Here is a 21,030-nt window from a genome sequence, read left to right as displayed (position 1 = left end):
GCCGCTTGCTCAGAGGCGATCGATATCCGCCGCGATATCCGCAGCAATTGCACTAGCGTCAACGTCGCTGCGGTCCGCCGACAAACGTAGCCCCAACAGGTCGGACTGATAACGCGTCGCCAGTCTCTCAGGATCGTGCCCGGACCCGATTTCACCCGCCTCCTGCGCGCGGCGAAAGAGGTTGGCGAAACATGCTTTCATCTCGGCCATGTGGATGCCCGCTTTTTCGGCCAGTTCATGGTCCTTTGCCTGCAACTCGGCATAGGTTTTGGCAAGCATGCAAGCCTTTGCGGGCATATCGGTAGAATCGACAACCAGCTGCGGTTGCGCCTGCAGGGCTCCCTTGGGGCCCAGTTGCTCCGCCAATGCGGTCAGGCGGGCCACACCGGTGCGTGCATAACGTTCCAACGCCAGCGCATAAAGCGCATCTTTCGATCCGAATGCGGCGTAAAAGCTGCCCGGTTTCAGTTTCAGCTCGTTTTCCAGATCTTTCAACGACGTCCCGGCCCAGCCCTGACGCCAGAAGATATCTCTGGCCCGGTCAATCAATTCGTCTCGGTCGTATGATGGCTTACGGGGCATCTGCATCACCAATTCTTGAACATTCATTCAAATATATACTTGAGCGATCACTCAATAAACCCTATTTTCGAATTACCGCGCCAAAAAAGGAGCTCAATATGACTGACTTCCCCTCTCACGACCTCGAAACCGCCCCGGACGGGTCCAGGCCGCTGCTTGCAAAATCCCTGGCTGCTTTCGGCCGCCTGCCCGGCCTGCACAAAGTAATGGCTGAAAGCCCGCAGCATCTGGAAGGCTATCAGGTGCTGCATCATCTGTTTCTGCAGACCGATTTTGACAACGACGAGAAAACCGTTGTCTGGCAGACCATCAATGTCGAAAACGAGTGCCATTACTGCGTGCCCGCCCATACCGGCATCGCCAAGATGATGAAAGTATCGGACGAGATCACAGACGCGCTGCGCAACGAAACCCCGCTGCCCAACGTCAGGCTCGAAGCGCTCCGCACCTTTACCCTGCAACTGATGAACCAGCGCGGCAATGTCACCGAAGAACAGATGCAGGCGTTCTTCGATGCCGGATACTCGCACCGCGCCGTATTGGATGTGGTTCTGGGCCTCGCGCAAAAAACCATGTCGAACTATGTCAACCACATGGCCCAGACGCCCGTGGACGAAGTCATGCGCGGCTTCCTCTGGGAACGCAAAGTCGGCGAACCCGCCTAAGACGTAACGACCGAGCCTTCGTCACCTTCGGTCACCGTCAATGTCTGGGCGCGATCACTCAGTTCCGCAAACAGCTCAGGTCCGGTACCGGTCATCCAGGCCTGAGCACCCAGCGCGCAGATCTCATCATAAAGCGCCGCCCGGCGCCCTGCATCCAGATGCGCCGCAACTTCATCCAGCAACACAATAGGGGGCGCCCCAATCTTTCCCGCCAGTGCCCGTGCATTCGAAAGGATCAGCGAGACCAGCAGTGCCTTTTGCTCTCCGGTCGAACAATCCTTGGCGGGAACCCCCTTGGCGGTGAATACGCCAAAGAGATCCGATCGATGCGGGCCGACCAAAGTCCGACCCGCTGCCAGATCACGAAACCGGCTTTCAATCAGCGCCTCACACAAATCTTCCGCCGTTTCAGGCATTGCGCCTTCGGTCTGCACCAATTCCAGTTCGGCAGAAGGAAATGCCGTTTCTGCCTGATCCTGCGCGACACGCAGGTGGTCCAGAGCCGCCAGCCGGGCCACATGTATCCGATGCCCCATCTCGGCCATCTGCCCTTCCAGCGCGGCATACCAATGGGCATCACGAACCTGCTCTTTCAGCAGTCGATTGCGTTCCCGCATCGCCTTTTCATAGGTCAGCGACGCTTCGGCATGGGTTGGATCAAAGCTCAGAGCAATGCGATCCAGAAACCGCCGCCGCCCTTCTGCCCCTTCGATCCACAACCGGTCCATCGACGGGATCAACCAGACCACCCGCGCCAGCTTTCCCAGTTCGATCTGGCTAGAGGACTTGTCATCAACCCGCACCTGACGCGGCGCGCCACCTTCGGACCAGGTCTCGATCTCGAATTGCCGACCCTGCGCCTGCAACAGCCCCGTCAATTTCCAGCCCAGCGCCTCGGGCCGCCGCGTCATCTCTGCCGCGCTGGCCCGCCGCATCCCGCGCCCTGGCGAAAACAAAGACACCGCCTCGAGGATGTTGGTCTTACCGGCCCCGTTCGGCCCATGGATCGCCACCGGCCGTCCGTCCAGAGACAAACGCACCAGTTTATGAGACCGAAAATGCGAGACCGTAAGCTCGGTCAGGGCCAAAGCCATGACCCCTCCCTTCATCTTTTCAAAAATACTCCCGCCGGAGGCATCGCGCGCCAGCGCGATCAGACGCGCATCGGCATGACGACGTAAACCGCGCTCTGGTCACTGCCCTCACGCATCAAAGTCGGGTCACCGGCTGAATTGAACAGGAACACTGCATTCTCGCGATCCACCTGTGACGCAATCTCCAGCAGGTATTTGGCGTTGAAACCAATCTCCAGCCGCTCGTCGCCATACGCCACCGCCAGTTCTTCCTCGGCAGCGCCGCTGTCAGGCGCATTCACCGACAGAACCAGTTTGTCGCCATCCAGCTGCAGCTTTACAGCGCGGGACCGCTCGGACGACACCGTGGCGACGCGATCCACGGCCTGTGCGAATTCGGCGGCGTCCACTTCCAGCTTACGGGTGTTGCCCTGCGGAATGACGCGGGTGTAGTCGGGGAATGTGCCGTCGATCACCTTCGACGTCAGCGTGATATCCGGTGTAGCAAAGCGCACCTTGGTTTCGCTGACCGAGACCGCGATGTCCATCTCGTCATCGTCCAGCAACTTACGCAATTCGCCCACGGTCTTCCGCGGAACAATCACACCCGGCATATCCGCCGCGCCATCGGGGCAATCCGCGTCGATCCGGGCAAGGCGGTGGCCGTCTGTCGCCACGCAGCGCAACACCTTGCCGCCTTCGGGCCCATCGGTCACATGCATGTAGACGCCATTCAGATAATACCGTGTTTCTTCAGTCGAAATCGCAAATTTCGATTTGTCGAAGAGCCGGCGCAGCAATGCTGCCGAGGCCGTGAAGTTCGACTGATACTCCGACGACGCCATCACCGGGAAATCCTCCTTCGGCAGCGTCGCCAGCGAAAAATTCGACCGCCCCGCCTCGACGGTCAAACGACCTGCGGCGCTGTCGGCGGTCAGCGTCACCAAGGCCCCGTCAGGTAATTTGCGCACAATTTCATGCAACGTTGTCGCGGCAACCGTCGTCGCGCCGGCTTTCTCGACCTGCGCGGGGGCTTTGTCGACCACTTCGATATCCAGATCGGTCGCCCGGAACTGAACCTGATTGCCTTCGGCCTCAATCAGCACGTTGGCCAGGATCGGAATTGTGTTGCGGCGTTCCACAACGGATTGGGCCTGCGAGACGGCCTTGAGAAGGGTGCCGCGTTCGATGCTGATCTTCATACCCTCAATTCCTCTGACTTGCGTGCCGAAATGGGCGGGACTGGCACGTTAGCGGTTCCACTCTGAGGCACAAGGATTTTTTACGGATTTCTGGGTCGGAATACCCCAAGCGTCAAGAGGCGCGTGGCCGTGCGGGCACAGTTCAGTGCAGACCGTGGACAATAGCGCACAAGAAAATACCCCGGACTCAAGATCCGGGGCATTTCGTGAGTGGAGGTGTCTTAAATCACGCCTCCAGCGAGCGACGCAGCATTTCCACATCCTCGGCAATCTGACCGTCGGTCAGCTTCAGCTCTTCAATGCGTTTGACGCCGTGCATGACCGTAGTGTGGTCGCGCCCGCCAAAACGGCGGCCGATTTCAGGCAGCGAGCGGCTGGTCAGTTGCTTGCACAGGTACATCGCGACCTGGCGCGGACGCGCATAGGACCGCAGGCGCTTTGGCCCGATAATGTCGCTGAGGCGGATGTTGTAGTAATCCGAAACCTTCCGCTGAATCTCTTCCACGGTAATCTTGCGTTCGGACGCGCGCAGCACATCGGCCAGGCAATCCTGCGTCAGTTCCATATCGATCTCGCGACCCACCAGCGAAGCAAAGGCGAACAGACGCGTCAGAGCGCCTTCGAGAACGCGGACATTGGTCGAGATGCGGTGAGCGAGAAATTCCAGCACACCGTCGGCAATGGTCAGATCGGGATAGGTGCTGCTGTATTGCTGCACCTTGTTCTGCAGGATACCCAGGCGCAGTTCGTAATCAGTCGGGTGCAGGTCCACGACCAGACCGCATTGCAGGCGTGACTTCACGCGCTCCTCAAGGTCCTTGATTTCGCCCGGGGCGCGGTCGGCCGAAATGATGATCTGTTTGTTCTGATCCACCAGCGCGTTGAAAGTGTGAAAGAACTCCTCCTGCGTGGAATCCTTGCCGGCGATGAACTGCACGTCGTCGACCATCAGCACATCGACCGACCGGAACAGATGTTTGAAATCCATCATCCGACGCTCGCGCAGGGCTTGCACAAAGCGGTACATGAACTGTTCGGCGGACAGGTAGAGCACATTCAACTCTGGATGCTTGGTTTTCAGCTCCCACGCGATGGCATGCATCAGGTGCGTTTTACCCAGTCCTACGCCACCGTAAAGAACCAGCGGATTGAACGTGACGGGTCCACCTTCGGAGACCCGACGCGCGGCGGCATGGGCAAGTTCGTTGGGCTTGCCAACCACAAAACTGTCAAATGTGAACCGGGCGTCCAGCGGCGCAGCCTGCAACGCCTCAAGCGCGCCGTTTGCGGATTCTGTGGCAGGGGCTGGTTCTTCCGCCTGCTCGAACGTCTGTGGTTCGTCGGCGGAGGGGGCAGGGCGCGCCGGTGAATTGGCGGCCGTGCGGAATGCCAGACGCTGCACCGTCTCACCGGCAGTGTTCAGCTCATAGAGAATGAGGTCCGCGAAGTTCTGGCTGACATAGTTGCCCATAAAATTGGTCGGAACGGAAAACACCGCCACACCGTCCTGCAACTCCTTGAATTCCAGAGGTTCAATCCAGGTGGTGAAGTTGTTCCTACCGACGGCCTTCAGCAACTTGCTACGCAGTTGTCCCCATTTCTCTTGTGTCATTCAGCGCCTCACGCATCCCATTATTTTTTGACCTGACAGCCTTATGAATATGGCCCGGTTCCCCAAAATTATGCGTTCACACACAAGGATACCCTTTCGCCGGATCGCCCGATCCGCCGGGTATTTTTTGAAAGTCAGCGCAACCAACACCCATCCCAAAAGCGGGACATACCGGCCATTCGCGGCGCGCGTCACAATCCAGTTTTTCGACAGGGCTAGAATCGTCGGAAACCCGAGACCCTGAGCAGATCGTCCACCCGGCATTTGCCGGCGTTCGAACATTCGTCCCTGGATCCATCTGATGCCCGTCAGTTCGATCCTTGGAACAGCCTGTCCCCCCAAGCGAGTGAATCGCTGTAACAGTGGTAACAAGAGGGCACGGGTTGCGGCAACGAAACTCTGATATTGACTCGGGTCTGAGAGCGAAAGAATCTCTCGGCTTCGCGAAGACGCGGCATTCCGGCAACAATGAAAAAGGCGCCGCAGGGTGCAGCGCCTTTTCCAAGGATTAACACTTGACGTGTTTTTCGAGAATCAACCCAGCGCCTTCACACGCGCCGACAGGCGCGACATTTTGCGGGCGGCGGTGTTCTTGTGGAAGACGCCTTTGGTGACGCCGCGCATCAGCTCGGGCTGAGCCGCGCGCAGGGCTGCGGTGGCTGCGTCCTTGTCACCGGTTGCGATTGCTTCTTCGACCTTGCGCAGATACGTGCGGATGCGCGAACGGCGTGCTTTGTTGATTGCGAAACGCTTTTCGTTCTGACGAGCGCGCTTCTTTGCCTGGGGCGAGTTTGCCATGTGTATCTCTGACCTTTGTTCGGTACGGTTTTCTAAGCTTGCGCGCCACGGAACAATCCGCACCGGATCAGAAATCACGAGTGTGAGTCGGGCCAAGCGGGCCGCACGCGCATGTATAGCGGCGCTCTCTATCCAAGTTTGCAGGGTTTGCCAAGCCGAATCTTGTGTTTCGGTCTTCGGGAACGAAAAAGGCGGGCAAGACCCGCCTGTCATTCAGTCGCCGTAGCCGGCCTACTTGTCGCGGAACTGTGCCGCGCGCTTTTCGAGGAAAGCCGCCATGCCTTCTTTTTGGTCTTCTGTCGCGAACATCGAATGGAACACCCTGCGTTCGAACAGCATCCCCTCGCTCAGCGGAACTTCGTAGCTGCGATTCACGGCTTCTTTGGCGGCCATTGCGGTCAGCTGCGATTTCTCGGCGATCTTCTGAGCCGCGCCCATCGCTTCCTCGATCAGCTTTTTGGCGGCAACCACCCGGCTGACGAGCCCGGCGCGCTCGGCCTCTTCGGCATCCATGAAACGACCGGTCAGGTTCATGTCCATCGACTTGGATTTGCCCACGAACCGCGTCAGGCGCTGGCTGCCACCCAGACCGGCAATAACGCCCAGGTTGATTTCGGGCTGTCCGAATTTGGCCGTATCCGCGGCGATGATGAAATCGCACAGCATCGCCAATTCGCATCCACCGCCCAGCGCATACCCGGCCACAGCCGCAATAATTGGCTTGCGAATGGCCGACACACGATCGTTGGCGTCGGCAAACAGGTTTATGTTGAACACATCAACAAAACTCATCTCGGACATCTCCTTGATGTCCGCGCCGGCGGCAAACGCCTTGTCCGAGCCGGTAATGACGATACAGCGCACTTTGTCGTTGCTGTCTGCGTCTTCCAGCGCGTCACACAGTTCACCCAGCAACTGGGTGTTCAGAGCGTTCATCGCATCCGGTCGGTTGAGCTTGATTAGGGCGACGTGGTCTTCGATTTCGACGATGATCGTCTCAAATGCCATGAGGTCAAAGTTCCGGTTGTTCCGTTCAGGTACGATTCCTTATCACGCGAGTTGGCTGGATCAAGTTATCTTTGGCATTGCGCGCAATAGAAGGATGAGCGACCGGATTGAGTGATTCTCTTGATCGAAGCGCCGCATCCTTCCGTCCGACAGGGTTCTCCCTCGCGGCCATAAACGTCAAAGCTGTGCTGAAAATATCCAAGCTCTCCATCGGCTTGGCGGAAATCCCGCAGCGATGAACCACCCGCATCAATGGCGTCCTGCAACACCTGTCGAATGATCGGAACCAACGCTGCAACGCGGGCCACGGAAATGTGACCGGCTTTGCGACGAGGCGACACACCTGCGCGATAAAGCGACTCGCAAACGTAGATATTGCCCAATCCGGCAACGATTCCCTGATCCAGAAGGGCGGATTTGACCGGCGTTTTCTTTCCGCGGAACGCATCGATCAGGTGTTGTTCGTGAAAATCGTTGCCCAAGGGTTCCGGTCCCAGCACCGACAGCAGTTTGTGATCCTCGGCGGTCGCCGTCGGCAGCAGATCCATGGCTCCGAACCGGCGTGGATCGTTGAACGTCACCCGCGCGCCGTTGGCCATGTGAAAGACCACATGATCGTGCCTTTCCGGTGCGGGATGGTTATGGGCGAATTGGCCCAGAGGATCGCCCGACACCGTCATCCGCCCGGACATGCCCAGATGGATCAGCAACGTCTCACCACTGCTGAGATCGGCCAGTATGTATTTCGACCGGCGCCGCAAACGATCCACCCGCTGCCCGGTCAGTCGTTCGGCCATCCGGTCCGGGAACGGCCAGCGCAGATCGGGCCGGTTTACCTCTGCCTGTGTGATCACCACCCCTTCCATGGCTGGGCTCAGGCCGCGTCTTACTGTCTCGACCTCGGGCAATTCCGGCATTAGAGGGCTCCTATTCCAAAGGGCCGCATTGTGCCCTGCTACCAGAGCCCTATAACAGAGGCGAAATTCGACAAACGGCAAGGCAAATGTCCGACAACAGCGACAAGACCACTCATTTCGGATTCGAAACCGTCCGCGAGGCCGACAAGGCCGGGCGTGTACAGGGCGTGTTCAACTCGGTCGCCTCGAAATATGACGTGATGAACGATGTCATGTCGATGGGCATCCACCGCGTCTGGAAAAACGCGATGATGGATTGGCTGGCCCCGCGCCCCGGTCAGCGCCTGCTGGACGTCGCGGGTGGTACGGGTGACATCTCGTTCCGCTTTCTCCAGCGCGCAGGCCACGGCCACGCAACCGTTCTTGACCTGACCGAGCCGATGCTGATCGAAGGCCGCCAGCGCGCCGAGGCTGATCAGATGGCCGACAGCCTGAACTGGGTGGTGGGCGACGCGATGGCCCTGCCATTCGAGGACAACACTTTTGACGTCTATACTATCTCGTTCGGCATCCGGAACGTGACTCGCCCGCAAGAGGCTCTGAACGAAGCTTACCGCGTCCTGAAACCCGGTGGCCGCCTGATGGTGCTGGAATTCAGCCAGTTGCCGAATGACGGTCTGCAAAAGCTCTATGACCTCTACAGTTTCAACGTCATACCGCGGATGGGCAAGCTGATCGCGAATGACCACGACAGCTATCAGTATCTGGTCGAATCGATCCGCAAATTCCCCGATCAGGAGACATTCCTGAACATGGTCCGCACTGCCGGGTTCGAAAACGCCAAGTACCGCAATCTCAGCATGGGTATCGCCGCGCTGCATTCCGGGTGGAAAATCTGACATATGCGTGGTCCCCACAACATCATTCGCCTGATCCGCACAGGCGCCACGCTTGAGCGTACGGGCGCCATGAACGTCGTGCTGGACGCGTTCGAAGCCCCGCGCGCTGTCCGCATCCTTGCTCATACCCTGGGTAAGCCGTTCCGATGGCTGGGCTACAAGGGTGACCCCGAAATGCCACCGGCCACCCGCGCGCTGACCGCATTGGGTCCGGCGTACATCAAATTCGGCCAGGTCCTGTCGACCCGCCCGGACGTCGTCGGTGAGGAACTGGCGGAACAGCTGCGCGTGTTGCAGGACAAACTCCCTCCGTTCTCCCGAACCGAGGCCATGGCCGAGGTGGAAAAGGAACTGGGCCAGCCCGTAGCCGAAATATTCAGCGAGTTCAGCGAACCGATCGCCGCCGCGTCCATCGCCCAGGTCCACAAGGCCAAGTTGACAAGCACCGGTGAAGAAGTGGCCGTGAAGGTTCTGCGCCCCAATATCGAACGCGCTTTCCGCAAGGACGTGGACGCGTTCTATTTCGCCGCCCGTATCGTCCAGCTGTTCGCCCCCGGTGCGCGCCGTCTGCGCCCAATGGAGGTCATCGAGCATTTCGACGGCGTCGTGCGCGGCGAACTGGATCTGCGGCTGGAAAGTTCTGCGGCATCGGAATACGCCGCCAACACCAAGGACGACGCCGGGTTCTGGCTGCCGCCCGTTGTGTGGTCCCTGTCCGCGCGCCGCGTGATGACGCTCAGCTGGGCGGACGGTATCCCACTGGGGGACAATGATGCGCTGGATGCGGCCAATCACGACCGCCGCGATCTGGCCGAGCGCGTTCTGAGGATGTTCCTGCTACACGCCCTGCGGGACGGCTATTTCCACGCCGACATGCACCAGGGCAACCTGAAGGTCGCGGCCAACGGCGATATCATTGCCTACGATTACGGCATCATGGGTCATATCGACGAATACACCCGCAGGGTTTATGCCGAGATCCTGTTTGGCTTCATCCGCCGTGACTACAAACGCGTGGCCGAAGTACATTTCGAAGCCGGTTACGTCCCCGCCAACCAGGACGTCGATGAATTCGCTCGCGCCCTGCGTGCCGTGGGTGAACCGATCTTTGGCATGGATGCTTCACATATTTCGATGGGGCGGCTGCTGAACTACCTGTTCGAAGTCACGGAACGCTTTGGCATGGAAACCCGTACCGAGTTGATTCTGCTTCAGCGGACAATGGTCGTTGTCGAAGGCGTCGCGCGTTCATTGGATGACCACATCAATATCTGGGAGGTGGCGCGCCCTGTGGTCGAGGATTACATCAAGCAATCCATTGGTCCTCGTGCAGCGCTGCGGGATTTTGGCAAAACCGCATTGGTCCTTGCCCGTTTCGGTCCTCGCCTGCCCGTTCTCGTCGAGAATGCCCTGATCGCACAGACCCATAAGGACGAGACCCCAAACTCCGGTCTCCCGTCCTCGATCCTGCCTGCTGCCATCGGCGCAATCGCGGGTGCCGCAATCGCGGTCATAATAATGGCATTCAGCTAACTTCGATCCCGCAGCTTCATCTGGCCAAAAATATCCTCGGGGGGAATCGCGTGACAGCGCGATGGGGGGCAGACAGCCCCCCTTTCCCGGCGTCTACTCAAAGTCGTTCGATCGCGATGGCGATCCCCTGACCGCCGCCGATGCACATGGTGACCAAACCTTTGGACCCGCCCGTGCGCTCCAATTCATACAGAGCCTTCAATGTGATGATTGCCCCCGTCGCCCCAACCGGGTGGCCCAGGGCAATCGCGCCACCATTGGGGTTCACACGGGCGGCATCCAGGCCCAGCTCCTGATTGACGGCCAGCGCTTGCGCCGCAAAGGCTTCGTTACTTTCGATGACGTCAAACTCTTCGACCGACAGACCAGTCTTCTTCAACAGATTCTGAACCGCTGGCACCGGACCGATCCCCATCACCTCTGGGCGAACACCGGCATGGGCGTATCCCAGAATGCGTGCCTTCGGTTTCAGACCTGCCTTCTCGGCCGAGTCAGCCGTCGCCAACACCATCGCCGCGGCCCCGTCATTGATGCCCGAAGCATTGCCCGCCGTGACCCGGCCGTCCTTCTTGAACACGGGCCGCAGCCCCGACAACGCCTCGGTGGTCGTGGCCTTGGGATGTTCGTCGACTTTGAAGTCGACCATGTCCCGCTTGATTTTGACCTGAACCGGTGTGATCTGGCTGTCGAAATGCCCGGCCTCGATGGCCCCTGCCGCTCGGGTCTGACTGGTCAGTGCAAACTCGTCCATCTGCTCACGCGTGATCTGGTGTTCATCAGCCACGTTTTCCGCGGTCACACCCATATGCCCGGTGCCGAACGGGCAGTTCAGCGCACCCAGCATCATATCCAGCGAAGCCACATCGCCCATCTTGGCACCCCAGCGGGCCTGCGGCACGATATAGGGGCTGCGCGACATGCTTTCGGCCCCACCGGCGACGGCAAACTCTGCATCTCCCAGCATCAGAGACTGAACCGCCGACACAACGGCCTGGGCGCCAGAACCGCACAACCGGTTGACATTCATCGCCGGGGTCCCGTTCGGTATGCCCGCCTGCATTGCTGCGACCCGCGAAAGGTACATGTCCCGCGGCTCGGTGCTGATCACGTTTCCAAACACCACGTGACCGATCTGACCACCTTCGACGCCCGAACGCTCCAGTGCCGCTTCGGTAACAACGATTGCCAGATCAATTGGCGCCGTCGATGCAAGCGCGCCGCCAAATGTGCCAATCGCCGTGCGGGCTCCGTCAAGTATCACGATGTCGGTCATGTCTCTCTCCTCCTGGATTTGGCGACAGTATGCACCCGCAGCATCCGCCTGTCCCACAGGACGTTCCGTCACGGCCGGAATTGACAAAACGGCGCCGAAGGCGCATGAAATTCCGTCATGACGGAAAGCACAGACGATATCCTGACGCTCCTGCCGGCCCGCCTGAAAGAGGCACGTCGCGCCAAGGGGCTGTCGCTTGAAGCCGTGGCCAATCTCAGCGGCGTGTCCCGGTCCATGGTCAGCCAGATCGAACGGGGTGAAAGCAGCCCGACGATTTCGACCCTGTGGAACCTGACCCGCGCATTGCAGGTGGATTTCGCGGGTCTATTGGAAGAAAGCAGCGGCACCGACCGGATCGAGGTCCTGCGAGCTTCCGAAGTGCCCAGCATCGACAATATGGGGCAGAACTGTCGTATTCGTATCCTGTCCCCTCCGGAAGAAGCGGGCGGGCACGAGGTCTACGACATCCGTTTTGACCAGGATGGCACGTTGAACAGCCAGCCTCATACACGCGGCGCGCAAGAGCAACTGACAGTATTGGAAGGTGCGGTCCGGGTCACATCCGGTACGGCCTCAACAGATCTAAACCAGGGTGACACGGCACGGTACGCAGCCGACGTATTACATTCTATTGCCGCGATGCAGGGTGCCGCTCGCGTGTTTTTGATCGTCAAAAACGCCTGATATCGGCAGATTTCCGCCTTCACGGAAAATTTTCCTTCATATTGCATTCCCCTATTTGGGAATTTATTCCGTTATGTTAGATATGCGACTCAAAGCAAGGAGATCGCCATGGCAGATGCATTCCTGTCCCATATCACGGACACCCTCGCGCAGATCGAAGCAGAAGGTCTTTACAAGCGCGAGCGAATGATCACCTCGCCTCAGGGCGGTGAGATCACGGTGGGCGACAGGCAGGTGATCAACCTCTGCGCCAACAACTATCTGGGCCTTGCAGACCACCCTGCCCTGATCAACGCCGCAAAAGGCGCGATGGAACCAAAAGGGTTCGGAATGGCCTCGGTCCGCTTTATCTGCGGGACGCAGGACATCCACCGCGAGTTGGAACAGACGCTGGCCAAGTTCCTGAACAAGGACGACGCAATCCTGTTTGCCGCCTGTTTCGACGCCAATGGTGGGCTGTTTGAGCCTTTGTTAGGGCCTGAAGACGCCATTATCTCAGACAGTCTGAACCATGCCTCTATCATCGACGGGGTGCGGCTGTGCAAGGCCAAGCGTTATCGCTACATGAACAACGACATGAACGACCTCGAAGCCTGGCTGAAACAGGCGCGCGAGGATGGCGCACGGCATATCATGATTGCTACCGACGGCGTGTTCTCGATGGACGGCTACCTGGCCAACCTGCCGAAAATCCGCGAGTTGGCCGATAAATACGATGCCATCGTCATGGTTGATGACTGCCATGCGACCGGCTTCATGGGGCCGAACGGTGCAGGAACGCCGGATCATTTCGGCGTTGACGTGGACATCCTGACGGGAACTTTGGGCAAGGCACTTGGGGGGGCAATCGGCGGTTACATCGCCGGGCCGCAGCCAGTGATCGACCTGCTGCGGCAGCGGGCGCGGCCCTATCTGTTCTCTAACTCGCTGCCGCCTTCGATCGTCGCCGCGGGGATCGAAGCAATTCGCCTCGTCGAAGAAGGCGACATGCTGCGCGCTCAACTGTTCGGAAACGCCAAATACTGGCGCGCCGGATTGGAAAAGCTGGGCTTTGACCTGCTGCCCGGCGAACATCCGATAATACCGGTGATGCTGGGCGAGGCGACATTGGCACAAGACATGGCCTCGCGGTTGTTCGACGAAGGCGTCTATGTCTCGGGCTTCTTCTTCCCGGTCGTTCCACGTGGGCAGGCGCGGATCAGAACACAGATGAATGCGGCTCTGACAAAGGACGAGCTTGACCGTGCACTGGTAGCCTTTGGCAAAGTTGGCAGGGAACTGGGGATAGTCTCTTGATTCTGCCGTCGGTCATTGACGCGATTGGAAACACACCTCTGGTGGAGCTGTCACGCCTGACTCGGAGGCTGGAGCTTGAGGGGCGCATTCTGGCCAAGCTGGATCACCTCCTTCCCGGTTTTTCCAAAAAAGACCGGGCGGCAAGATCCATCATCGAAATGGCCAGAGCGGACGGAACACTCTCACCCGGACAAACAGTGGTCGAATTGACCTCGGGCAATATGGGGACCGGTCTGGCGATTGTCTGCGGTATCCTCGGGCATCCTTTTGTCGCCGTGATGAGTGCCGGCAACTCGGTCGAACGGGCGCGCATGATGCGTGCACTCGGAGCCGAAGTCGTCATTGTTCCGCAAGCTCCGGGCAGCAATCCGGGCGAGGTTTCTGGTACCGACCTTGCACTGGTGGATGATGAGGCCCAGCGCATCACAACCGAACGCGGGGCGTTCCGGGCTGATCAGTTTGGACATCCCGGCAATCCAAATGCGCATGAGACAGGCACCGGCCCGGAAATCTGGGCGCAGTCGGATGGTGCGTTAACCGCCTTCTGCGACTTCGCTGGATCCGGAGGAACGCTTGCCGGTACAGCGCGTTTTCTGACCCCGCGCGGTGTGCGATGCTATGCTGTTGAACCCGAAGGGGCGCAGGCTCTGGCCGGTGAAGTTGTCCGTCAGCCTGATCACCCCATTCAGGGCGGAGGATATGCGATGAGCGATCTGGTTCACCTGCACGACGCACCGCTTGAGGGCTACCTGTCGATCTCGGGCAGCGGCGCGCGTGAACATGCGCGGCTTCTGGCCCGGACCGAAGGAATATTTGCCGGGTATTCGGCCGGGGCAAATCTGGCGGCGGCCGCCAAGCTGCTTCAAGGGCCGGAACGCGGCGGCTGTATCGCCATAGTTATGTGCGACAGCGGTTTGAAATACCTTTCAACCGATTTGTGGGAGTGATCCGATGCGTGCAAACACGATGAAGGCGCTTGAAAAATCGAAACCCGAAGAAGGGTTGTGGATGGTGCAGGCCACCGTTCCCGAGATCGGTCCGGATGAGGTTTTGATCCGCATAAACAAGACCGGCATCTGCGGTACGGATATCCATATCTGGAATTGGGACGACTGGGCTACGGCGACGGTTCCGGTCCCGATGATCACCGGGCACGAGTTTGCCGGTGAAATTGTCGAGGTCGGTCGCAATGTCGCCGGGCTGGAAATCGGTCAACGTTGTTCAGGTGAGGGGCATCTGATCGGAACAGACAGTCGCCAGAGCCGGGCGGGAAAGTTTCACCTCGATCCCGGCACGCGTGGCATCGGAGTGAATGAACAAGGCGCCTTTGCCGAATACCTGAAACTGCCTGCATTCAACGTCGTGCCCCTGCCCGACGACATCCCGGATGAAATCGGTGCCATCCTCGATCCGCTGGGCAATGCCGTTCACACTGCGCTCAGCTTTGATCTGTTGGGCGAGGATGTGTTGATCACCGGTGCAGGCCCCATTGGCATCATGGCCGCAGCGGTTGCCCGCCATGCAGGTGCGCGGCACGTTGTGATCACGGATATCAACCCGGATCGCCTGCAGCTGGCAGAACACGTGGTGCCAACCATCCGCCCGGTTGATGTCAGCCGCGAAGATCTGCAGGACGTCATCACCGAATTGGGCATGAAAGAAGGCTTTGACGTAGGGCTTGAAATGTCGGGCTCGCAAGCAGCACTGGATCAGATGGTCGAGGCCCTGGTCATGGGCGGTAAGATCGCCCTGCTGGGGATTCCGCCCGGTAAATCTCCGGTCGACTGGAGCCGGATCGTGTTCAAGGCCATCACCATCAAAGGCGTCTATGGGCGCGAGATGTTCGAAACCTGGTACAAGATGATCGCCATGTTGCAGAACGGTCTGGATGTCAGCCGGGTCATCACCCACCGCTTTGCGGTCGATGACTTTGCCAAGGGTTTTGCGGCCATGAAATCGGGGCTTTCCGGCAAGGTTGTCCTGGACTGGACCTAAGGCGCTGGAAAGTTGCAAAATTAGCCCCTACACAGGTGCAAAACGGCACTCGGGAGGGGTGATATGGGCGACAAGAACAAGGAAAACCGTTTTCTGGAACGGGGGATCGAGGATACTCTGGTCACCGACTTCGCCAAGACGCATCGCAAAAGCTATGGCGATTTTTTGCAGCTCAAGACCCTGCTGAACCTGCAGAAAACCTTTCAGGACCCGGCGCAGCCCGATGAGATGCTGTTCATCATCATCCATCAGGTCAGCGAACTGTGGCTGAAGCTGATGCATCACCAATTGGTCGAGGTTCGCAAGTTCCTGCAACAGGACGATTTCGGCCCGGCGATGAAGAACCTCGACCGGATCAAAGCGATCCAGCGTCAATTGATCGCCGCCTGGGAAACCCTTCTAACCATGACACCCGCAGATTACATGACATTCCGTCACGCCTTGGGCAGTTCTTCCGGCTTTCAAAGCTACGGCTACCGTCAGATCGAGTTCATTCTGGGTAACAAGGATGCCTCGACCCTGAAAGTGCATGAACACGATCCGGAAGTCATGGAGATGTTGAATGCGGCACTGACCAAGCCCTCGCTTTACGATGAGGTTCTGCACATGCTGTCGCGGCAAGGATTTGACGTACCGCATGACCTGCTGGAGCGGGATTATGCGCAGCCCTATTCCGGCGACCCACGCATCGTGAAGATATGGGTCGAGGTGTTCCGCGATACAGACAGGTATTGGGACCTTTACGCGTTGGCGGAAAAACTGATGGATGTGGAATCCCTGTTTCAACGCTGGAGGTTCGATCATGTCACGGCGGTGGAACGGGTGATCGGCAATCAACCCGGCACCGGAGGGTCCAGCGGCGTGGCCTTTCTGCGCAAAGCCTTGGAATTGCGGTTCTTCCATGATCTCTACGACATGCGCACCGAATTGATGTATGCCGAGCAGGAGTAAGCGATGCTGTACCGGGGGTTTTCTCAGGAAGAGCTGGATCAGGAATACTCGCCCCGATCGATGATCGGCGGCGATCTGACGCCCTATATCGACAGCTACGCAGCGCTCAGTGCGCAAAACCGGGCTCGGATGGAAGTGAAAGAGAACCTCGCCTACGGCCACAGTCCGACGCAGGTTCTGGATTTTTTTCCCGCGAAAGGGGCCGGCGCACCATTGCATGTCTTTATTCACGGTGGCTATTGGCAGGCCCTCAGCCAACACGAGTCGGCGATGATGGCCCCGGCGCTCGTCGAAGCCGAGCAGTCCTTTGTAACCCTGAATTACACGCTCGCCCCGGATGCGCGGCTGGATCAGATGATCGAGGAATGCCGCGATGCGCTGCTCTGGCTGGCCGCCGAAGCCCCGTCACTTGGGTTCGACCCGTCGCGGATCACCCTGTCCGGTCATAGCGCCGGGGCGCAACTGGCGAGTATGGTCATGGCGACCTCGGCCGATGCGCTGGCCCGCGCCGGGCTGCGGGTGCGGGACGTAATCCTGATCAGCGGCATCTACGATCTTGAACCGATCAGCCTGACCCCGGTCAACGACCCGCTGCAATTGACCCCGGTCGAGATACACGACCTGTCGCCGATCCTGCACTTGCCCGCCCCCGGCCCCCGTTACCACGTCACGGTAGCCGAGCGGGACACGCCTGAATTCATCCGCCAAAGCCGTGACTATGCCGAGTTGTTACGCAAGGGCGGGCATTCGGTCAGTTTCGGGCTGAAGAAGGGAATGCAGCATTTCGACATTATCATGCACCCCGAAACGTTCCTGCCCGCAATTCGGTAGTCACAAGCGTTGGACCTCAGACTGATTTGGCCTGTGCTTTGCAATCCAACCCACCATTATGAACCACACGTTTGTGACGGAACCGGGGATGTCCACTTCGAGCCCGACGCGGACGCAATCCGGTGCTAATCCAACCTAGTTTTGGCGCAGTACGTACTAAGTGCTACACTTCCCCAATCAGAAACTCTGAAACGAGGAGGCCACGATGCAATTGTGCTTCTTCCGGCGATTTCGTTTGTTTTTTTGGTTGTATTCTTACCCGGCGCTGCTATCGCGAAGGATTTGGTTTCCATAGCTATCTCGGGCGACATTCCCGCCCTGAAACAAGCCCTTCCCGAAGGCTCGCAACAAGACCCGGAAACGTTAGTGAGACCTCTCTACTTTGCGTCCCAGCGTGGGCAAGCCGAGGTAGTGATTCACCTTTTGTCAGTGGGCGCTGAACCTGACTCTGAGACGGATTTGGGCACTGCGTTGGGGATCGCCGCTCGAAATAACCACACCGAAATAGTGGCAACACTGCTAGCTGCCGGAGCTGATCCAAACCTTCGCGGCGGTGAGTATAAGTTTATGGCGCTCCACCAAGCGGCGGAACGTGGATCAATCGAAGCTGCTCGCTTGCTGCTCGAAAACGGCGCAGACATTAACGCGCAGGATCGTTTTGGGTGGCCTCCAATTCAGTTTGCGGGGACTAAGGGTCGAACCGAGATGGTTGCGTTCTTGCGGGAGATGGGCGCTGGTGCCGCAGCGGTAGACGCTCTGAAGCAGGGGGAACTTGAAGCAGCCGACCTTGAGGAAGGCCGACTATTGGCGTTCGAGTGCGGCGGATGTCATGGCATGACGCCAGGTGAAATCGGCGCAGGTCAGCATCCTGGTCCCAACCTTGTCGGCGTTGTCGGGAGGGCCAAAGCATCAGTCGAAGGCTTTCCATATTCTGATGAGATGCGAACACAGACAGGATACTGGACGCCTGAAGAATTGAACCTTTTTCTTGCCGATCCATTCAATATCGTTCCCGGCACCGACATGACCCGTGGCAGTCAACCTGATCGAACAGCGCGGGTTGCCATTATCGCCTATCTCACCCAACTTACACCCTAGCGACGGGCGAACGGCAACTTTGTCCACACAGCCGACGTCCAGTCCGATTCACCTCGTCTTCAGGCCAGGATGCATGATGCGAAGGATGAATTAGACGCCGATATTCTCGAAAAGGGCATTGAAGGTTCACAACGTTCAAAAAAAAAGCGGCCCGAAGGGACCGCTTTTTTTCTATTTCTGTTCTGGTCCGTATCAATCCAGTGTCCGAGTAACCTCTTCGCGTTCGAAGATTTCGATCACGTCGCCAGCGCGGATGTCATCGTAGTTCTCGAACGCCATACCACATTCCTGACCCGACTGAACCTCGGCCACTTCGTCCTTGAAGCGTTTCAGTGTTTTCAGCGTGCCTTCGTGGATCACCACGTTGTCGCGCAGCAGACGCACACCTGCGGAACGGCGCGCAACGCCTTCGGTAACCAGACAGCCGGCAACCTTGCCGACACCCGAGACCTTGAAGACTTCCTTGATCTCGGCGTAACCGATGAACTTCTCGCGAATCTCGGCACTCAGCAGGCCCGATGCGGCGGCTTTAACGTCATCCACCAGATCGTAGATCACCGAGTAGTAGCGGATCTCGACACCCTTCTGGTTCGCGGTATTCCGGGCCGAGGCATTGGCACGCACGTTGAAGCCGAAAACCGGCGCTCCCGAGGCTTCGGCCAGGCCAATATCCGTCTCGGTAATCGCACCCACGCCCGAATGCAGCACGCGTACACGTACTTCATCGTTACCGATTTTCTCCATCGCCTGAACGATGGCTTCGGCCGAGCCCTGCACGTCGGCTTTGACGAGGATCGGCAACTCGGCCACATTCTCGTCTTCCTTGGCCTTCTGCATCAGCTGCTCAAGGGTGGTCGCGGCACCGGCGGCGGCGCGTTTGTCCTTGGCGGCTTGCTCACGATAGGCGGCGATCTCACGGGCCTGCGCTTCGGTCTCGGTCACGTTCAGAACGTCACCAGCCTCGGGCGTGCCGTTGAGACCCAGAACCTCGACCGGAACCGATGGGCCGGCTTCCTGTACGCGTTCGCCCTTGTCGTTGATCAGCGCACGGACCTTACCGTACTGCTCACCCACAACGAAGATGTCGCCCTGATGCAGCGTTCCGTTCTGAACCAGAACGGTGGCTACGGGACCGCGACCCACATCCAGCTGTGCTTCGATCACGGCACCTTGGGCAGCCCGGTTCGGGTTAGCCTTCAGTTCCAGAATCTCGGCCTGCAGTGCGATCGCTTCCAGCAGGTCGTCCAGACCCTGACCGGTGATGGCGGACACTTCCACGTCCTGAACCTCACCCGACATTTTCTCGACGATGACTTCGTGCTGCAGCAGATCGGTGCGGACCTTGTCCGGGTTTGCATCCGGCTTGTCGACCTTGTTGATCGCCACGATCATCGGCACCTCGGCCGCTTTCGCGTGGTTGATCGCCTCGATCGTCTGCGGCATCACCGCGTCATCCGCAGCAACAACCAGAACCACGATATCCGTAACCTGAGCCCCGCGCGACCGCATCGAGGTAAAGGCCGCGTGGCCCGGTGTATCCAGGAAGGTCAGCGTGGTGCCGCCATCGGTTTTCACCTGATAGGCGCCGATATGCTGGGTGATGCCACCGGCCTCGCCAGCCACAACCCGCGCATCGCGGATCGCATCCAGCAGCGAGGTTTTACCATGGTCGACGTGACCCATGATGGTGATAACCGGCGGACGCGGCTGCAGATCGCCTTCGTCGTCCTCGACCTCTTTGATGACGTCTTCAACGTCCGAATCAGAGACGCGGGTCACCTTGTGGCCAAATTCTTCGATGATCAGCTCGGCAGTGTCGGCGTCGATGGTCTGGTTTTGCGTCACCATCATGCCCATTTGCATCAGCGATTTGACAACGTCTGCCACACGCTCGGCCATACGGTTGGCCAGTTCCGAGACCATGATCGCCTCGGGCAACTGAACGTCGCGGATTACCTTTTCCCGCTCGACCGGGCCACCCATGGCCTTCTGACGCGCACGCTCCTGCTTGCGCTTCATCGACGCCATCGAGCGTTGGCGGTTGCCTTCGCCACCGGTGGCCTGACCCAGTGTCAGCTTGCCCGAACGGCGGTTGTCGTCACGACCTTTGCCACGGCCACGCTGTTCGCGTTCGCGCTCCTGCTTGCGCGGCGCCGCTGCGGGCGCAGGCTTGCTGGCCGGACTACGGGCCGCTTTGGGCTCTTCCGGCGCGGGCGCTGCAGCGGCACGCTTGGCAGCTTCTTCTGCTTCCTTGCGCTTACGCTCTTCTTCTTCCGCCTTCTGGCGCGCCCGCTCTTCGGCTTCACGCTGTTCGCGTTCCTTGGCCTCTTGCTCGGCACGGCGGCGGGCGCGTTCTTCTTCACGCGCCTTTTCCTGTGCCTCACGGGCTGCGGCCTCTTCGGCCTCGCGCGCTTTGGCGGCCTGCAATGCCTTCATCCGGCGGGCCATTTCGGCATCAGAGATACCAGCTGGACGACGCGAAGGATCACCCGACGGCGCAGCTCCGCCGCTCGGTTTGGTCGCACCCGGCTTGGGGACCACCACGCGTTTGCGTTTGGTTTCCACCACGACATTCTTGGTGCGTCCGTGGCTGAAACTCTGTTTCACATTTCCGGGGCGTGCCCCGCCACGAAGACCCAATGTCTTTTTGCCGTCATTATCGCTCATAAAGCT

At 59.0% G+C, this 21,030-nt stretch carries 19 protein-coding genes; 10 read left to right on the top strand and 9 right to left on the bottom strand.

Features of this window, described 5'->3' with window-relative positions; translation table 11 throughout:
• Positions 1-9 precede the first annotated feature (9 nt).
• A complete protein-coding gene (locus AC2TDJ_RS02810) occupies positions 10-582 on the bottom strand; it encodes a TetR/AcrR family transcriptional regulator (RefSeq protein WP_480840204.1) in 573 nt (190 codons plus the stop codon).
• 98 nt (positions 583-680) lie between these two features.
• On the opposite strand from AC2TDJ_RS02810, the gene AC2TDJ_RS02805 reads away from it, so the two are divergent.
• Positions 681-1,247: a carboxymuconolactone decarboxylase family protein gene (locus tag AC2TDJ_RS02805; protein ID WP_480839021.1), complete on the top strand. Its 567-nt coding sequence runs from the start codon at positions 681-683 to the stop codon at positions 1,245-1,247.
• On the opposite strand, the gene recF is transcribed toward AC2TDJ_RS02805, so the two are convergent.
• From recF to mutM, 6 genes are all read right to left on the bottom strand, one after another.
• A complete protein-coding gene (gene recF, locus AC2TDJ_RS02800) occupies positions 1,244-2,341 on the bottom strand; it encodes a DNA replication/repair protein RecF (protein ID WP_480839019.1) in 1,098 nt (365 codons plus the stop codon). The genes AC2TDJ_RS02805 and recF overlap by 4 nt on opposite strands.
• 59 nt (positions 2,342-2,400) lie before the next feature.
• Complete coding sequence (gene dnaN, locus AC2TDJ_RS02795; protein WP_480839017.1) at positions 2,401-3,522, bottom strand: DNA polymerase III subunit beta; 1,122 nt, start codon at positions 3,520-3,522, stop codon at positions 2,401-2,403.
• A 226-nt stretch (positions 3,523-3,748) separates the two neighbouring features.
• Positions 3,749-5,134: a chromosomal replication initiator protein DnaA gene (gene dnaA, locus AC2TDJ_RS02790; RefSeq protein ID WP_480839015.1), complete on the bottom strand. Its 1,386-nt coding sequence runs from the start codon at positions 5,132-5,134 to the stop codon at positions 3,749-3,751.
• Positions 5,135-5,668: 534 nt separating this feature from the next.
• A complete protein-coding gene (gene rpsT, locus AC2TDJ_RS02785) occupies positions 5,669-5,932 on the bottom strand; it encodes a 30S ribosomal protein S20 (protein ID WP_480839013.1) in 264 nt (87 codons plus the stop codon).
• A 231-nt stretch (positions 5,933-6,163) separates the two neighbouring features.
• A complete protein-coding gene (locus tag AC2TDJ_RS02780) occupies positions 6,164-6,940 on the bottom strand; it encodes an enoyl-CoA hydratase (protein WP_480839011.1) in 777 nt (258 codons plus the stop codon).
• A 65-nt stretch (positions 6,941-7,005) separates the two neighbouring features.
• A complete protein-coding gene (gene mutM, locus AC2TDJ_RS02775) occupies positions 7,006-7,857 on the bottom strand; it encodes a bifunctional DNA-formamidopyrimidine glycosylase/DNA-(apurinic or apyrimidinic site) lyase (RefSeq protein WP_480839009.1) in 852 nt (283 codons plus the stop codon).
• 86 nt (positions 7,858-7,943) lie between these two features.
• Between mutM and ubiE the strand changes: the two genes are divergently transcribed.
• Both ubiE and ubiB read left to right on the top strand, forming a co-directional pair.
• Entirely contained in the window at positions 7,944-8,696 is a 753-nt protein-coding gene (ubiE, locus tag AC2TDJ_RS02770; RefSeq protein WP_480839007.1) for a bifunctional demethylmenaquinone methyltransferase/2-methoxy-6-polyprenyl-1,4-benzoquinol methylase UbiE, read from the top strand.
• A gap of 3 nt (positions 8,697-8,699) precedes the next feature.
• The gene (gene ubiB / locus AC2TDJ_RS02765; RefSeq protein ID WP_480839005.1) at positions 8,700-10,229 is read left to right on the top strand and encodes a 2-polyprenylphenol 6-hydroxylase; all 1,530 of its coding nucleotides are present in this window, start codon (positions 8,700-8,702) and stop codon (positions 10,227-10,229) included.
• 97 nt (positions 10,230-10,326) lie between these two features.
• Here ubiB and AC2TDJ_RS02760 read toward each other — a convergent pair whose 3' ends face one another.
• Complete coding sequence (locus AC2TDJ_RS02760) at positions 10,327-11,502, bottom strand: acetyl-CoA C-acyltransferase family protein (protein ID WP_480839003.1); 1,176 nt, start codon at positions 11,500-11,502, stop codon at positions 10,327-10,329.
• 117 nt (positions 11,503-11,619) lie between these two features.
• Between AC2TDJ_RS02760 and AC2TDJ_RS02755 the strand changes: the two genes are divergently transcribed.
• The 7 genes from AC2TDJ_RS02755 to AC2TDJ_RS02725 all read left to right on the top strand — a co-directional run bounded on the left by AC2TDJ_RS02755 (position 11,620) and on the right by AC2TDJ_RS02725 (position 18,357).
• Positions 11,620-12,186: a helix-turn-helix domain-containing protein gene (locus AC2TDJ_RS02755; RefSeq protein ID WP_480839001.1), complete on the top strand. Its 567-nt coding sequence runs from the start codon at positions 11,620-11,622 to the stop codon at positions 12,184-12,186.
• A 108-nt stretch (positions 12,187-12,294) separates the two neighbouring features.
• Positions 12,295-13,482: a glycine C-acetyltransferase gene (locus tag AC2TDJ_RS02750; RefSeq protein WP_480838999.1), complete on the top strand. Its 1,188-nt coding sequence runs from the start codon at positions 12,295-12,297 to the stop codon at positions 13,480-13,482.
• Positions 13,479-14,429 (top strand): PLP-dependent cysteine synthase family protein, encoded by a 951-nt coding sequence (locus AC2TDJ_RS02745; protein ID WP_480838997.1) that lies wholly within the window; start codon positions 13,479-13,481, stop codon positions 14,427-14,429. The genes AC2TDJ_RS02750 and AC2TDJ_RS02745 overlap by 4 nt, the downstream gene beginning before the upstream one ends.
• A 19-nt stretch (positions 14,430-14,448) precedes the next feature.
• Positions 14,449-15,477 (top strand): L-threonine 3-dehydrogenase, encoded by a 1,029-nt coding sequence (tdh, locus tag AC2TDJ_RS02740; RefSeq protein ID WP_480840202.1) that lies wholly within the window; start codon positions 14,449-14,451, stop codon positions 15,475-15,477.
• A 63-nt stretch (positions 15,478-15,540) separates the two neighbouring features.
• Complete coding sequence (locus AC2TDJ_RS02735) at positions 15,541-16,428, top strand: tryptophan 2,3-dioxygenase (RefSeq protein ID WP_480838995.1); 888 nt, start codon at positions 15,541-15,543, stop codon at positions 16,426-16,428.
• A 3-nt stretch (positions 16,429-16,431) separates the two neighbouring features.
• Entirely contained in the window at positions 16,432-17,259 is an 828-nt protein-coding gene (locus AC2TDJ_RS02730; RefSeq protein WP_480838993.1) for an alpha/beta hydrolase, read from the top strand.
• Positions 17,260-17,472: 213 nt separating this feature from the next.
• Positions 17,473-18,357 (top strand): ankyrin repeat domain-containing protein, encoded by an 885-nt coding sequence (locus AC2TDJ_RS02725; RefSeq protein WP_480838991.1) that lies wholly within the window; start codon positions 17,473-17,475, stop codon positions 18,355-18,357.
• 192 nt (positions 18,358-18,549) lie between these two features.
• Here AC2TDJ_RS02725 and infB read toward each other — a convergent pair whose 3' ends face one another.
• A complete protein-coding gene (gene infB / locus AC2TDJ_RS02720; protein WP_480838989.1) occupies positions 18,550-21,024 on the bottom strand; it encodes a translation initiation factor IF-2 in 2,475 nt (824 codons plus the stop codon).
• Positions 21,025-21,030 lie beyond the last annotated feature (6 nt).

Source organism: Ruegeria sp. HKCCD6647-2 (assembly GCF_057221075.1).
The sequence above is the reverse complement of the archived record's forward strand: the minus strand, read 5'-3'. Positions and strand labels throughout refer to the sequence as shown.

Coding starts and splice junctions, on each gene's coding strand:
- AC2TDJ_RS02810 (WP_480840204.1), bottom strand. CDS start 582: ATGCCCCGTAAGCCATCATACGACCGAGACGAATTGATTGACCGGGCC.
- AC2TDJ_RS02805 (WP_480839021.1), top strand. CDS start 681: ATGACTGACTTCCCCTCTCACGACCTCGAAACCGCCCCGGACGGGTCC.
- recF (WP_480839019.1), bottom strand. CDS start 2,341: ATGGCTTTGGCCCTGACCGAGCTTACGGTCTCGCATTTTCGGTCTCAT.
- dnaN (WP_480839017.1), bottom strand. CDS start 3,522: ATGAAGATCAGCATCGAACGCGGCACCCTTCTCAAGGCCGTCTCGCAG.
- dnaA (WP_480839015.1), bottom strand. CDS start 5,134: ATGACACAAGAGAAATGGGGACAACTGCGTAGCAAGTTGCTGAAGGCC.
- rpsT (WP_480839013.1), bottom strand. CDS start 5,932: ATGGCAAACTCGCCCCAGGCAAAGAAGCGCGCTCGTCAGAACGAAAAG.
- AC2TDJ_RS02780 (WP_480839011.1), bottom strand. CDS start 6,940: ATGGCATTTGAGACGATCATCGTCGAAATCGAAGACCACGTCGCCCTA.
- mutM (WP_480839009.1), bottom strand. CDS start 7,857: ATGCCGGAATTGCCCGAGGTCGAGACAGTAAGACGCGGCCTGAGCCCA.
- ubiE (WP_480839007.1), top strand. CDS start 7,944: ATGTCCGACAACAGCGACAAGACCACTCATTTCGGATTCGAAACCGTC.
- ubiB (WP_480839005.1), top strand. CDS start 8,700: ATGCGTGGTCCCCACAACATCATTCGCCTGATCCGCACAGGCGCCACG.
- AC2TDJ_RS02760 (WP_480839003.1), bottom strand. CDS start 11,502: ATGACCGACATCGTGATACTTGACGGAGCCCGCACGGCGATTGGCACA.
- AC2TDJ_RS02755 (WP_480839001.1), top strand. CDS start 11,620: ATGACGGAAAGCACAGACGATATCCTGACGCTCCTGCCGGCCCGCCTG.
- AC2TDJ_RS02750 (WP_480838999.1), top strand. CDS start 12,295: ATGGCAGATGCATTCCTGTCCCATATCACGGACACCCTCGCGCAGATC.
- tdh (WP_480840202.1), top strand. CDS start 14,449: ATGAAGGCGCTTGAAAAATCGAAACCCGAAGAAGGGTTGTGGATGGTG.
- AC2TDJ_RS02735 (WP_480838995.1), top strand. CDS start 15,541: ATGGGCGACAAGAACAAGGAAAACCGTTTTCTGGAACGGGGGATCGAG.
- AC2TDJ_RS02730 (WP_480838993.1), top strand. CDS start 16,432: ATGCTGTACCGGGGGTTTTCTCAGGAAGAGCTGGATCAGGAATACTCG.
- infB (WP_480838989.1), bottom strand. CDS start 21,024: ATGAGCGATAATGACGGCAAAAAGACATTGGGTCTTCGTGGCGGGGCA.